Genomic DNA, 13,238 nt, shown 5'->3' with positions numbered 1-13,238 from the left:
TAAATGTTATTTCGTTAGCTTATTCTCGCCACAAATATAATCAATTTATATGAAATCCCAGTTCGGGACGTTCCTTTAAATATGTTATTAAATCCCGCCCCACCGAAAGCTTAATCGGACGAGAAATCAAATCAATTGACATGTGACTTACATCGGCATCATCCGTCACTTTAAAATACAATTCCGTATTTCCCGGATGTTCTTTGGTCAGAGTGGCAAGCTCAGTAACCAAAGCCGAGTTCAAGACTGACAGAGGAATGATAATCGTGATCTTCTGTACCAGTTCTTCTTTCACGTCGGGAAGAAGTTCCATAGAAGTGATTTTCACCTCCAATTCATCCTGTCGCCATTGTTTCGCTTGACAACGGGCTTTAATATATAGGAACGTTCCTTCGTTGAGATATCCCTGATAAGTCACCCAGTCATTTCCCCAGAATGGGATTTCGGTAGAACCGGAATAATCTTCAATCTTAGCAATACCATACGGATTTCCATTCTTGCTGACTCCGCGACGAACACTAGTCACAATCCCTCCCATCGTTATTTCACGACCAACAAGTGCAGCTTTATCTTCCAAATCCGCCATCCGTGTATTGCAGACATGTTCCAATACGATAGAAAATTCATCCAACGGATGAGCAGAAAGATAGATACCTACCAAATCACGCTCACGATTCAGACGATCGAGATCACTCCAACGTTCTGCACCTTGAGGAATTTCAGGAGTTGCAACATCAATAACGTTTTCACCACCGAACAAAGAATTGAAAGCAGCTGCCTTATCTGCCTGATAACGGTTGCCATAACGCATCAACGTTTCCAGAAATACTTCACCCTTAGAATTTACAGCAAAGTATTGCTCCCGTTTCAGTTCCGGGAAACTATCAAACCCTCCGGCTAATGCCAGACACTCCATATTCTTCTTGTTGCAGGCATTCAGGTTGACACGTTGCACAAAGTCGAATATACCGAGGAAAGGACCATTCTTACTACGTTCCTCCATAATACTATGAACAGCAGCTTCACCTACACCTTTGACAGCCCCTAGTCCAAAACGGATATTACCATCATGGTTTACTGTAAACTTCAGGTTACTTTCGTTTACATCCGGCCCCAGCGTCTGAATACCCATTGCCTTACATTCGTCCATCAGTTTCGTAATATCGGTAATGTTCGACAAGCTTCGGCTCATCACAGCAGCCATATATTCAGGAGGATAATTAGCTTTTAGATAAGCGGTTTGGTAAGCTACCCACGAATAACAAGTAGCATGTGATTTATTGAAAGCGTATGACGCAAACTTTTCCCAGTCGGTCCAGATTTTTTCAAGAACTTTCGGGTCATGCCCGTTCTTACGCCCACCTTCAATAAATTTAGGTTTCATGTGGTCCAGCTTGTCACGCAGCTTCTTACCCATCGCTTTACGGAGTGCATCAGACTCACCGCGGGTAAAGTCCGCCAATAAACGCGACAGAAGCATCACCTGTTCCTGATAAACCGTAATACCATACGTATCCTTCAAGTATTTCTCCATTACCGGAATATCATACTCAATCGGCTTACGCCCATGTTTACGGTCGATAAAATCAGGTATATAATCCATCGGCCCCGGACGATAAAGGGCATTCATGGCAATCAAATCTTCGAATGTAGAAGGCTGCAATTCGCGCAGATACTTCTGCATGCCGGCAGATTCAAACTGGAATGTACCAATTGTACGTCCGTCACTATATAATTTATAAGTAGCCGGATCGCAGATGTCTATCGCATCGACATCTACTTCAACATTACGGCTTAAACGGATATTTTCAACGGCCTCTTTGATAATAGACAAAGTTTTCAGACCAAGGAAGTCCATCTTAATCAATCCGGTATCTTCAATCACCGAACCTTCATACTGGGTAACAAGCATTTTTTCGCCCGTTTCCTTATCATCAGCAGTGCTGACAGGTACCCAGTCGGTGATATCGTCACGACAGATAATCGTACCACAAGCATGTACACCTGTACCACGTACGTTACCTTCGAGCATCTTAGCGTACTTGATCGTATCCCGTACCAACGGATCGGATGATGCTTCCGCAGCTTGTAGTTCGGGAACATATTCAATCGCATTCCGCAAGTTCAGTTTCTTATCAGGAATCTTATCCGGCACTAATTTAGCCAATCGGTCAGACTCCGATAGAGGCAGCTTTTGCACACGGGCAACATCCTTGATAGCTAACTTGGTAGCCATTGTACCATAAGTGATGATATGAGCTACTTTTTCCTGACCATATTTATTCGTTACCCAACGAAGTACCTCTCCACGACCGTCATCATCAAAGTCCACATCGATATCGGGCAAGGAGATACGGTCCGGATTCAAGAAACGCTCAAACAGCAAATCGTACTGGATAGGGTCGATTTTCGTAATTCCCAGACAATAGGCCACCGCCGAACCGGCAGCTGAACCACGTCCCGGACCGACCGACACACCCAATTCCTTACGTGCCGCATTGATAAAGTCCTGTACAATCAAGAAGTATCCTGGGAAACCCATCGTTTTCATGATATACAGTTCAAAGTTCATTCGCTCTTTGACTTCTTCCGACAGAGGTTCACCATAAATTCTCTTAGCTCCGTCAAAAGCTAGTTTCGCCAAGTAATCTCCTTCAAGTTTAATACGATAGAGTTTATCATAGCCACCCAAGCGTTTGATTTTCGCTTTCGCATCCTCTTCACTCAATACCACATTACCGTGCTCATCTTGAGTAAACTCATCAAACAGGTCTTTTTCCGTAAACTTCGCCCGATAGCCTTCTTCCGTCCCAAAATCTTCGGGAATAGCAAAAGTAGGCATGATAGGTGCATGGTCGATGGAGTAATATTCTACCTTGTCAAGAATCTCCAGCGTATTGCTCAACGCTTCGGGAACGTCGGCAAAGAGTTCGTTCATCTCTTCGCGTGTTTTCATCCATTCCTGTTTGGTATAAAGCATACGGCTAGGATCATCCAAATCCTTACCGGTACTCAAACAGATCAAACGGTCGTGCGCTTCCGCATTCTCTTCATCTACAAAGTGAACATCATTCGTACAAATTAGTTTGACATTGAACTTCTTAGCATATTCAATCAGATATTTGTTCACATTTACCTGCAACGGATAACATTCGTGATTAGCACGGGGAACAGTCGCTTTATGACGCTGCATCTCCAGATAATAATCATCCCCAAACAGGTTCTTATACCATTGTATGGCTTCTTCGGCTTCTGCAAATTGCCCGGCAGTAATCCGCTTCGGCACTTCACCACCAAGACAGGCCGAACAAACAATAAGTCCTTCGTGATATTTTTCCAGTTCGCTACGATCAGTACGCGGGCGCATATAATATCCGCGTGTCCATGCGTGCGATACTAATTTAATAAGATTATGATAACCTTTTTCATTCTTAGCCAATACAATCAAGTGATAACCACTTTGGTCGGGCTTACCTTCTTTTAAGTCCATAGTGCGGCGCGCAACATACATTTCACAACCGATGACAGGTTTGAAAAGCTTGTTTTCCGCTTCCACTATCTTAGCTTTGCAAGTAGCAATCTCGGCTTCTTTATCCGCGCACTCTATTGTGCCGGCCTCAATTCCCGCAATTCGCTTCTTCAGGTCTTTAACTTCACCTTTCGGACCGCTGTTCTTTTTATTAACGTAGTTCGTAAATTCCTTAATACCGAACATATTTCCATGATCGGTCACGGCAATACCCTTCATCCCATTTTGCATGGCTTTATCGACCAGACGAGCTACACTAGCCTGACCATCCAACAGAGAATATTGAGTATGGACATGTAAATGAACGAAATCCTGCATAATGATAAGTAGTTAATTTGAAGGCATAAAATTACTACCTCTTGGGTTATAAACAAAAATAATCCTCAAAAAGTTATCAACATTCGCATTTCTATGCCCATTTACTTGCTGATTTTTTAAATTAAGTATATTTTTGCAGACAATATCATTAAACAGCATTCATGGGCCGACTAAAGAAATTGAAGAAAATACGTATTCACCGCGAAGGAACACATATATTATGGGCAAGCTTTTTGCTATTGCTATTGATTAATGCAGCTCTTTATTGGGGAATCGATTGCAAAATACCTTTTTATGTGGTAGTAGTAGCGAGTATAGCAGTCTATCTGCTGATGGTGAATTTCTTTCGATGTCCGATCCGTCTCTTCGGGCAGGACACTGAAAAGATTGTCGTAGCACCCGCTGATGGAAAAATCGTCGTCATCGAAGAAGTGGATGAAAACGAATATTTCCATGACCGTCGCTTAATGGTATCTATTTTCATGAGCATCGTGAATGTACATGCCAACTGGTATCCGGTAGATGGTACTATTAAAAAGGTAGCGCATCATAATGGCAATTTTATGAAAGCATGGCTGCCGAAAGCCAGCACAGAAAACGAACGTTCTACGGTAGTGATCGAAACTCCGGAAGGAGTGGAAATACTCACCCGGCAAATCGCCGGAGCAGTGGCACGCCGTATTGTCACCTACGCTGAAGTAGGAGAAGAATGTTATATTGACGAACACATGGGATTTATCAAATTCGGCTCCCGCGTGGATGTGTATTTACCCATTGGCACGGAGATTTGTGTCAAAATGGGACAATTAACGACCGGTAACCAAACGGTTATCGCCAAACTTAAATAATTCTGTCACAATGACAAACGTTATTAAAAATAGTATTCCGAATACCGTAACCTGCCTGAACCTTTTCTCCGGTTGTATTGCTTGCGTCATGGCTTTTGAAGCAAAATATGAACTGGCTCTACTTTTCATCGCTTTAAGTTCTATTTTTGATTTCTTTGACGGATTGTTGGCTCGTGCACTCAATGCACATTCCATTATCGGAAAAGACCTGGATTCATTGGCAGATGATGTCAGCTTCGGAGTTGCTCCCTCACTGATCGTATTCTCCTTGTTCAAAGAAATGTACTATCCGGCAAATATGGAGTTCATCGCTCCTTATCTACCCTATTTGGCATTCTTGATTTCTGTTTTTTCGGCCTTGCGCCTGGCTAAATTCAACAATGACACACGGCAGACCAGCTCTTTTGTCGGACTCCCAGTACCAGCCAATGCTCTGTTTTGGGGCTCATTAGTGGCAGGGGCACATGACTTCCTGATATCAGACAACTGCCATCCTGTCTACCTTCTTATACTTGCCTGTCTGTTTTCCGGACTACTGGTATCAGAAATACCGATGTTTTCTTTGAAATTTAAAAACCTGTCATGGAATGACAACAAAATCAGTTTTATATTCCTGATTATCTGCATTCCTCTTCTTCTATTTCTTGGAATTAGCAGTTTTGCCGCCATTATTGTATGGTATATTTTACTTTCACTTTTTACAAGAAAAAGTAAATAAACAATCTCTTGGCACGTTTGTTGTACTATGAGTTTTATCAAAGTAACAACATAAAAATCATAGTCCGATGCATATACTTTTATTCATACTCATTTTTATCATTGCCATTTTCGTATTTGGCCTTTCTATTGTCGGCTTCATACTAAGAACGATTTTCGGATTAGGACGTAGTTCTTCTTCATCCCGCCCGAAACAGACGGAATCAGGACGTACAAGCCAACAAAGCTATAACCAAACGAATCGCCGTTCAAATGATGATGAAGAAGAAATATATTCCGAGAATGTTCCGGAGAAAAGACATAAAAAAATATTCACCCAGGATGATGGCGAATATGTAGATTTTGAGGAAATCAAATAGCCATTACACTGCTTTCATTTCCGTTTCGCTGCAAAGAAATCTTTCATTAGTGCAGCGCATTCGTCAGCCATTATCCCTTTTACAACCACTGTTTTAGGATGTAGAGCCGAAGCGGCATATTTCTGATAGCCGCGTTTTTCATCTTCGGCACCAAACACAAGCTTGCCTGTTTGTGCCCAAGCAATAGCCCCTGCGCACATCACGCAAGGCTCAACGGTGACATACAGGGTACATTCGTTCAAATACTTACCACCAAGCACGTTGGCAGCAGCCGTAATAGCCTGCATCTCGGCATGAGCCGTTACATCATTCAATGTTTCTGTGAGATTATGGGCACGCGCAATAATCCGCTCTTTACAAACCACGACAGCTCCAACGGGAACTTCTCCCCGCTCGGCAGCCTTACCTGCCTCTATCAAGGCTTGTTTCATGAAGTAAATATCGTCCAGCATTCTCCTTAATTTTTAATCATAAACTATCCCCTATCGTCTCATATCGTGTTCACCAAAAAGGGTCGGATAATCCTCTTCCATATTCTTATGGATAAACATGAGAATAGTTTCGCGAAGCCAACGTGACTTATTCGATATCTTGTATTTCTCAAGATAACGATCCACTATCAGTTGCTCTTCATCGCTCAATAAAATGCTCATCCGTCGTTCTCTTTTGGTACACTCGACGTGCATTTTCAGGCACTTCTTACTCCTTTTTCTCATATCTTCTGCAAAATTACTTTTACTTCTGTAAATTCAAAGAATAAAAGCAGTAAATTTGCAAAAAAAGATGGCTAAACATAATGAATTGGGTAAAGCCGGAGAAGATGCCGCTGTAACCTATCTTGAACAGCATGGTTATATCATCCGTGACCGGAATTGGAGAAAAGGACATTTCGAACTGGATATTGTAGCTGCAAAAGAGAATGAGTTGATCGTAATTGAAGTGAAAACCCGCAGCAACACTCTGTTTACAGAACCGGAAGATGCCGTTGACCTGCCCAAAATAAGACGTACAGTACGTGCTGCGGATACCTATTTGAAACTGTTTCAGATTGACAGCCCTGTGCGTTTCGATATTATCACTGTAGTAGGTGATGATGGAGATTTCAAGATTGAGCATATAAAGGAAGCATTTTATCCTCCTTTATTCTAAAGTTCAGGCTAAGGAGTGCAAAGTACACAGATTTATTTATAATTGAGTTATTATGAACGTAGAAACAGTCAGAGAATATTGCTTGAGCAAGAAAGGGACCACTGAATCTTTTCCTTTTGACAAGGTATCACTTGTAATAAAGGTAATGAACAAAATGTTTGCCCTTATTGATCTGGAAGAAGCAAACCACATTGCATTGAAATGTGATCCGGAAAAAGCGATTGAACTACGCGAACGTTATTCCGGAATCGAAGGAGCATACCATTTCAACAAGAAGTATTGGAATAGCGTCCGCTTTGACAGTGATGTAGATGACAGGCTCATGAAAGAGCTCATAGACCACTCTTACGATGAAGTAATCAAGAAGTTTACTAAAAAATTACGTGCAGAATATGATGCTCTCCCCTGATTTATTTCCGGTTCCATTGATTCATATCAGCGAAACAAATTCTACCAATAGCTATTTACAAACCTTTTGTGCCAAAGAAAAAACAGAAGAGTTTACAACCGTAGCTGCCGACTACCAAACCTCCGGACGGGGACAGCGTGGAAATTCATGGGAATCGGAGCCGCACAAAAATCTCCTTTTCAGCTTTGTGCTTCTTCCCGAGTTTCTGGAAGCACGCCGCCAATTTCTTATTTCTCAGATTATATCTTTAGCTATCAAAGAAGAACTGGATACTTATACTAATGATGTTTCTATCAAATGGCCGAACGATATTTACTGGAAAGAGAAGAAAATATGCGGCATATTGATAGAAAACGATTTGATGGGGCGGAATATCAGCCGAAGTATTGCGGGAATCGGAATCAATATCAATCAGGAAGAGTTTCACAGCCTGGCTCCCAACCCTGTTTCATTGTATCAAATCACAGGAAAACAATATGATATTTTTGAGGTATTGAAGAATATTATGCTGCGCATACAGTCTTATTATTGTCAGATTAAAAAGAATGATACTTTATCAATTGTTGCCCACTATGAAAAATCGCTTTTCAGAAAAGAAGGGATGCATCGATACAAAGATGCCAACGGTGAATTTCTTGCACGGATTGTATGTGTAGAACCTGAAGGAAGATTGATTTTGGAAGATGAGAGCCAGACAAAAAGAGGTTATATGTTTAAGGAAGTGGAATATTTATTGAAATAAATAATTGACTGACTGATTAAAACATTATCTTTGAAGCCAATGTTTTATATAAAAAACTCTCTCATTTATGAAAACAAGATTAATTTTCCTGCTTCCGTTATTATGGGTATTAATAGGCTGTAGTGATTCAGACTCTGATTCAGCAACTTTAGAAATTTCCCAATCTACATTTGATGATGTCAGTCCGGAAGGAGCTACCATAAAAGTATCCATCACATGCAGTTCTACTTGGAGAACAAGTAGTAACCAAAATTGGTGTATTCCAAATTTACAAAATGGTAGTAATGATGGAGAACTCGTCTTGACTATACATGCCAACAATACGTCAGAGGAAAGGAATGCGACAGTCACCATCATGGCAAAGAAAACGAACAAGACTATAAAAATAACTCAATCCCCTTCTACAAGTACAGCCAATGAACATCATTATAAATTACCCGTTATATTCCACGTCCTTTATAAAAACCACAATGATAGAAAGCAATATGTAGACAAAGGCCGTCTCGCCCAAATCATTAACGCTTGTAACTTGACATATAAGAATAAGATATATCAAAATTCAAAATATAACATCAGCCAAGATATGAATCTTGAATTTGTCATGGCTACAGAAAAGCCGGACGGAACAACTTTGGAAGAAGCAGGAGTTGAACGAATAGAATGGGATGAAGTTCCGATGTCTTGCGAACAATTTATGGATGGAAAAGATAAAAACCAAGCTAAGAAATATGCGGAAATGCTTTGGAACCCTAAAGTATATATCAATATTTTTGTGTATCCATTTAGCGAAAACAACATTTTAGGAATTGCACATTTACCTTACTGTTTATCATCATATCCGTTAGATGGTTTAAACAATGGAAATTATTTCTTAAGCCATGAGGTAGAATACCCCCATTGTGTGTCTATCAATAGCAACTATATTTATGTAAACGGTGACAATAGTTCCTACTATACGGCTGATGTTTACAATACTCTTGCACATGAACTAGGACACTATCTTGGATTACATCATGCCTTTTCCGAAGATGGAGATAATACTGATTTGTGTAAAGATACCGATTATTGTACCGACACCCCTACCTACAACATTACTGAATATACAGAATGGGTTAACGACATAGACGATTTGAACAAGTATTCATTCGATGAATTGTGTACAAGAACGAACTGTGAGGGCGACACCTTTATTTCTCACAATATCATGGACTATGCTTTTTGTTATTCAGACCAATTTACATTCCAGCAACGCAAACGTATCCGCCACGTATTATCTTACAGCCCTCTTATTCCCGGGGTAAAGGAATACACATCAGCAGATACCCGTTCTTTGAATTGTGACGAACAGCCACCTATACAGTTTAGATATTAGTATTTGAAATAAGCTAAAAGAGGTACATCGTAAGTATCCTTTATTTTCGAAGGTTAAAGTATCCTGTCCCCTATCAATTTGTAACTTGATAAATAGCAAAATGCATATTGATAGTAATAGATGGAGAGAAAATTATTTTTTTTCTTGAAGATTTAATTATATTTGCAACGAATTATTAATTTATAAACACAATATTTCCTGCTTTTCTGATGCAATATACCTCATATCAAAATATGAAAGATGTGGCTTTATGGAACCTTGTATTGAAGGGTGATATGAAAGCGATGTCTTTATTGTATAAGAAACATTACGAATTATTACTTAACTTTGGTCTGAAATATACTTCAGACGAAGAATTCGTAAAGGATTGCATTCAGGATGTTTTTGTGAAACTTTGTACAAGTAAGCGATTATCATCGACGGAGTATGTACGTTCCTATCTTTTAACTTCTTTGAAAAATGTTATATCTGATAAATTGTCATCATTGAGACTGACGGAAGATTTGAATGAACATTTCTTTGAACTGAAAATAGAAGATGCTGCTTTAGAATCCCTTTTTAAAGGTAATGATGAAGAACTTCAATTAAGCAAAAAATTGATAAACGCCTACAAAAGTCTGCCTGAGAACCAGCGGGTGGCAATCTATCTTCGTTATGTCAAAGGATTGTCCTATAAAGAAATGGCAGCTGTCTTGAACATAAATCCCCAGTCTTCCATGAATTTGGTTTCTCGTGCATTAACCAATTTACGGTCAAAAATGACTTTGGATGAGTATTTACTATTTATTATTTTATTCTTTTCCTGACTATATTACTCTTTTTTTATAAATACTCTATTTTTTTTCGTAAAAAGTGAGTAGACATTTGCATTATCATCGTTTTAAAGATAAAGACGATGAAAAATGGAGAAAAGAAAGTTTAAAATACGCCACCATGTTGCACGAAAATTGATCGAGCACACCAGAGAACAGGAGAGACATGTCACTCCTGAAGAACTGGACGACTTGTGGAGACGTGTAGAAAAACAAGTATTCATAGAGAAAAGAAAGAACTCACGACGCCGTATCCTGTATGTCACCACGGCTTTATCGGCTGCGGTTATCTTCTTCTGCATGTTCTGGTTAGGCAAACAATTTATTGCTTATTATGCGGATGATGATTCAATTGTTGATTTTGCCCAATATACACAAGCCGAAGAAGCAACCAACAAGGATATTCGATTACTGATACCAGGCAAGAAGGAAGTAGAAGTGAAAGAAACAGATGCAAATATCATCTATTCGCAAAATGGAACGGTAGTAGTCAATTCTGATACAATTACTCAGCGAGAAACACAGGAGAAAGAAAGAGAGTTCAATCAATTGATAATACCGAAAGGAAAAAGAACCCGATTGACCTTGGCAGACGGAACACGTTTATGGGCAAATTCAGGGACACGCGTCGTTTATCCCGGTCATTTTGAAAAAAATCGACGTGAGATTTATGTAGAAGGAGAAGTCTACCTTGACGTGTTTCGTAATGAGGATGCTCCTTTCATCGTCCGGACTAAAGATTTTCAGATACAGGTCTTGGGGACATCTTTTAATGTCTCTGCATATCCGTCGGAGGGCGTTTCATCTGTCGTATTGGTTGAGGGAAGTGTGAATATAAAGAATCAGCAGAAAGAACAAGTGATACTTGCTCCAGGGCAACTGGTTGATATAGAAACGGGACGGTTGCATTCTCCCCGCAATGTAGATGTTGAGCCATATATATGTTGGGTGAAGAATATGCTGATGTATGTAGATGAACCTTTGGATAAGGTATTTAGAAAATTAAATTTGTATTACGGTAAAGAATTTGTCTTGGAATCCGGCGTGGCAGAGCTGCAAGTTTCCGGAAAACTGGATTTGAAAGAAAAATTGGAAGACGTTTTACATACTATTTCTTTTTCTGCTCCTATATATTGCGAAGAAATAGAAGGGAGAATATTTGTAAGAAAAGAATAGGTATGGATCATTTATAGTTAACCCTTTAATATATAATTTTATGAAAAACAAAAGTCCTTAAGAAAAGGTTGGATGATACTGCAATTATCATTCAACCAAAAGATTAAACAACATTCAATTATTAACTTTATAAAATTTATTACTGATATATGAAAAATATCATAATTAAAAACAGACTTTTAGCGATTTCAAAGATTGCTTTTTTTTCTTTAGCTATTTTGATGGGAAACGCATGTTCGGACGATGACACAAAAGAGGTGCTTCCACCGGACGAGCCCAACGTTCCGGATGTTCCCGATGTTCCGGATGTTCCCGACATTCCGGAAGTACCGTCGAAAGCCTACTTTGTCAAGCAAGAGAAAGCGGGATCGGGTTCCGGTGAAGACTGGGACAACGCAATGGGCACAGCAGAATTGCGCGACCTGCTGAATAGTAGTGCGGAAGCAACCGGAGATGTCGAAAATATGACTTTCCACGTCGCACAAGGTACCTATCTTATTGGAGACAAACCCGAAGGTGTGACGATTGCATACAAAGGACTTGAGAAGCAAGTTGTAATCAAATTCTGGGGTGGATACGATCCGGCAAGTACCGGAACAGACTTGGACAAGCGCGACATAGCCAATCCGACCATCTTTACAGGAGATGTGAATGGAAATGGTGAAGCTGATGAGGGCGATTATTCATTGTTCACATTAGGCGCTTATACAGACGTTACATTCGATGGCTTTACCTTTTCTCAAGGTTTTCATGCTAACAATTCAGACAATAGCTACGGTAGCGGTTTTTATGTAGCACACGCGGAGGCAACTTTGCAATTGAACCATTGTAGCATCAAAAAGTGCCGGAATAACAGAATTGAAACAGAGGGTGCGGGAGGTTCTGCCATTTTCATTGATCACGGTATCGTCAAGTTGAATGATGTATTGGTGAAAGAGAATGCCACTGGTGATGGTGGTTCGCTGGGAACTATCCGTTCAAAAAACAATGATGTGGTTCTTTTCATCAACGGTAGCCGCATCAATTTTAATACAGGCAGAGAATATGGTTATGCTATTCAAATGTCTGCCGGAAATTTGTGTATGAACAATACGTTCTTAATCGCCAATTGGGGTAGTGAAGGTTCTATAAATGGAGCCGCTGCAATGCTGCTTGTCAACAATACGATGATAGAGGGGCGTCCGGGAATTCTCTTGCGTTGCGAATCGACTCCTTCCCAACAATCATGCTTGATGAACAATATCATTATTACTGGTGGTGTCGTTGACTATCCTCTTGTAAATGTAAGCGATCCTGATAAATGTCGCCTGACTTCCAAAGGCTATAACCTGTTTGGAGGTATTGCTCCAAATAACAGCGGGTTCATTCCTTCAAATACCGACCTATACGGCTGTACGGAATGGGACTCTAATGGACACAAATTGGGATTCAATTATAACGGAGAGAAAGAGATTAGTGAATGGGATGAAAATATTGCCGCCCTTGGCTTTACTCCAACAACTTTGAGTGCCGTGAAGAGTGCCATCAATGAGTTTGATCCGGATTCTCGTCCCGCCAAGATAGAACAGAGTTTAGGCAAAGAGTTCTTGGGCTGGTTGGAAAGCATTAAAGCCTTTCCTGCTGAAGGTAATTTGATCCCGGGATCCTATCAGAAATAGTATTGCTATCCCTTCAATATATAATTTTATGAGAAATAAAAGTCCTTAAGAAAAGGCTGAATGATACTGCAATTATCATTCAGCCAAAAAATTAAACAACATTTAATTATTTAATTTTATAAAATTCGTTGCTAATATATGAAAAATAC

13 protein-coding genes are annotated in these 13,238 nt (G+C 40.0%); 10 read left to right on the top strand and 3 right to left on the bottom strand.

Annotated features, from left to right (window positions below; genetic code table 11):
* Nucleotides 1-40: 40 nt before the first annotated feature.
* Nucleotides 41-3,847 carry a DNA polymerase III subunit alpha gene (gene dnaE, locus HMPREF9009_RS24065; protein WP_049703602.1) on the bottom strand — a complete coding sequence of 1,269 codons (3,807 nt, stop codon included), beginning with the start codon at nucleotides 3,845-3,847 and terminating at the stop codon, nucleotides 41-43.
* A 161-nt stretch (nucleotides 3,848-4,008) separates the two neighbouring features.
* Between dnaE and HMPREF9009_RS24060 the strand changes: the two genes are divergently transcribed.
* The 3 genes from HMPREF9009_RS24060 to HMPREF9009_RS24050 all read left to right on the top strand — a co-directional run bounded on the left by HMPREF9009_RS24060 (nucleotide 4,009) and on the right by HMPREF9009_RS24050 (nucleotide 5,771).
* Nucleotides 4,009-4,695: a phosphatidylserine decarboxylase family protein gene (locus HMPREF9009_RS24060; protein WP_049703601.1), complete on the top strand. Its 687-nt coding sequence runs from the start codon at nucleotides 4,009-4,011 to the stop codon at nucleotides 4,693-4,695.
* A gap of 10 nt (nucleotides 4,696-4,705) precedes the next feature.
* Nucleotides 4,706-5,413 carry a CDP-diacylglycerol--serine O-phosphatidyltransferase gene (gene pssA / locus HMPREF9009_RS24055; RefSeq protein ID WP_049703600.1) on the top strand — a complete coding sequence of 236 codons (708 nt, stop codon included), beginning with the start codon at nucleotides 4,706-4,708 and terminating at the stop codon, nucleotides 5,411-5,413.
* Nucleotides 5,414-5,480: 67 nt separating this feature from the next.
* Nucleotides 5,481-5,771: a DUF4834 family protein gene (locus tag HMPREF9009_RS24050; RefSeq protein WP_004316302.1), complete on the top strand. Its 291-nt coding sequence runs from the start codon at nucleotides 5,481-5,483 to the stop codon at nucleotides 5,769-5,771.
* Between the two features lie 14 nt (nucleotides 5,772-5,785).
* On the opposite strand, the gene HMPREF9009_RS24045 is transcribed toward HMPREF9009_RS24050, so the two are convergent.
* Both HMPREF9009_RS24045 and HMPREF9009_RS24040 read right to left on the bottom strand, forming a co-directional pair.
* Nucleotides 5,786-6,223: a nucleoside deaminase gene (locus HMPREF9009_RS24045; protein WP_049703599.1), complete on the bottom strand. Its 438-nt coding sequence runs from the start codon at nucleotides 6,221-6,223 to the stop codon at nucleotides 5,786-5,788.
* Between the two features lie 30 nt (nucleotides 6,224-6,253).
* A complete protein-coding gene (locus tag HMPREF9009_RS24040; protein WP_022140344.1) occupies nucleotides 6,254-6,487 on the bottom strand; it encodes a hypothetical protein in 234 nt (77 codons plus the stop codon).
* 67 nt (nucleotides 6,488-6,554) lie between these two features.
* On the opposite strand from HMPREF9009_RS24040, the gene HMPREF9009_RS24035 reads away from it, so the two are divergent.
* The 7 genes from HMPREF9009_RS24035 to HMPREF9009_RS24005 all read left to right on the top strand — a co-directional run bounded on the left by HMPREF9009_RS24035 (nucleotide 6,555) and on the right by HMPREF9009_RS24005 (nucleotide 13,089).
* Nucleotides 6,555-6,920 (top strand): YraN family protein, encoded by a 366-nt coding sequence (locus HMPREF9009_RS24035; protein WP_022140345.1) that lies wholly within the window; start codon nucleotides 6,555-6,557, stop codon nucleotides 6,918-6,920.
* A 52-nt stretch (nucleotides 6,921-6,972) separates the two neighbouring features.
* Entirely contained in the window at nucleotides 6,973-7,329 is a 357-nt protein-coding gene (locus HMPREF9009_RS24030) for an MmcQ/YjbR family DNA-binding protein (RefSeq protein ID WP_049703598.1), read from the top strand.
* Nucleotides 7,313-8,071, top strand: a complete 759-nt coding sequence (locus HMPREF9009_RS24025) for a biotin--[acetyl-CoA-carboxylase] ligase (RefSeq protein ID WP_049703597.1) — start codon at nucleotides 7,313-7,315, stop codon at nucleotides 8,069-8,071. The genes HMPREF9009_RS24030 and HMPREF9009_RS24025 overlap by 17 nt, the downstream gene beginning before the upstream one ends.
* A 67-nt stretch (nucleotides 8,072-8,138) precedes the next feature.
* On the top strand, nucleotides 8,139-9,443 hold the full coding sequence (locus tag HMPREF9009_RS24020) for a zinc-dependent metalloproteinase lipoprotein (protein WP_049703596.1): 1,305 nt from the start codon (nucleotides 8,139-8,141) through the stop codon (nucleotides 9,441-9,443).
* A gap of 233 nt (nucleotides 9,444-9,676) precedes the next feature.
* Nucleotides 9,677-10,249: an RNA polymerase sigma factor gene (locus HMPREF9009_RS24015; protein ID WP_049703621.1), complete on the top strand. Its 573-nt coding sequence runs from the start codon at nucleotides 9,677-9,679 to the stop codon at nucleotides 10,247-10,249.
* Nucleotides 10,250-10,345: 96 nt separating this feature from the next.
* Entirely contained in the window at nucleotides 10,346-11,431 is a 1,086-nt protein-coding gene (locus HMPREF9009_RS24010; protein ID WP_049703595.1) for a FecR family protein, read from the top strand.
* Nucleotides 11,432-11,580: 149 nt separating this feature from the next.
* Nucleotides 11,581-13,089 (top strand): hypothetical protein, encoded by a 1,509-nt coding sequence (locus HMPREF9009_RS24005; RefSeq protein ID WP_049703594.1) that lies wholly within the window; start codon nucleotides 11,581-11,583, stop codon nucleotides 13,087-13,089.
* The last annotated feature ends 149 nt before the right edge of the window (nucleotides 13,090-13,238 follow it).

Source organism: Bacteroides sp. 3_1_13 (genome assembly GCF_001185845.1).
In the GTDB taxonomy this organism is placed as follows: Bacteria; Bacteroidota; Bacteroidia; order Bacteroidales; family Bacteroidaceae; genus Bacteroides; species Bacteroides xylanisolvens.
Note: the sequence above shows the minus strand (reverse complement) of the source record. Positions and strands in the feature narration are given on the sequence as shown.

Excerpts from the sequence above, each read along its gene's own strand:
- HMPREF9009_RS24050 (WP_004316302.1), top strand. The coding sequence starts at position 5,481 with ATGCATATACTTTTATTCATACTCATTTTTATCATTGCCATTTTCGTA.
- HMPREF9009_RS24030 (WP_049703598.1), top strand. The coding sequence starts at position 6,973 with ATGAACGTAGAAACAGTCAGAGAATATTGCTTGAGCAAGAAAGGGACC.
- HMPREF9009_RS24060 (WP_049703601.1), top strand. The coding sequence starts at position 4,009 with ATGGGCCGACTAAAGAAATTGAAGAAAATACGTATTCACCGCGAAGGA.
- HMPREF9009_RS24005 (WP_049703594.1), top strand. The coding sequence starts at position 11,581 with ATGAAAAATATCATAATTAAAAACAGACTTTTAGCGATTTCAAAGATT.
- HMPREF9009_RS24045 (WP_049703599.1), bottom strand. The coding sequence starts at position 6,223 with ATGCTGGACGATATTTACTTCATGAAACAAGCCTTGATAGAGGCAGGT.
- HMPREF9009_RS24035 (WP_022140345.1), top strand. The coding sequence starts at position 6,555 with ATGGCTAAACATAATGAATTGGGTAAAGCCGGAGAAGATGCCGCTGTA.
- HMPREF9009_RS24040 (WP_022140344.1), bottom strand. The coding sequence starts at position 6,487 with ATGAGAAAAAGGAGTAAGAAGTGCCTGAAAATGCACGTCGAGTGTACC.
- dnaE (WP_049703602.1), bottom strand. The coding sequence starts at position 3,847 with ATGCAGGATTTCGTTCATTTACATGTCCATACTCAATATTCTCTGTTG.
- HMPREF9009_RS24010 (WP_049703595.1), top strand. The coding sequence starts at position 10,346 with ATGGAGAAAAGAAAGTTTAAAATACGCCACCATGTTGCACGAAAATTG.
- pssA (WP_049703600.1), top strand. The coding sequence starts at position 4,706 with ATGACAAACGTTATTAAAAATAGTATTCCGAATACCGTAACCTGCCTG.
- HMPREF9009_RS24015 (WP_049703621.1), top strand. The coding sequence starts at position 9,677 with ATGAAAGATGTGGCTTTATGGAACCTTGTATTGAAGGGTGATATGAAA.
- HMPREF9009_RS24020 (WP_049703596.1), top strand. The coding sequence starts at position 8,139 with ATGAAAACAAGATTAATTTTCCTGCTTCCGTTATTATGGGTATTAATA.
- HMPREF9009_RS24025 (WP_049703597.1), top strand. The coding sequence starts at position 7,313 with ATGATGCTCTCCCCTGATTTATTTCCGGTTCCATTGATTCATATCAGC.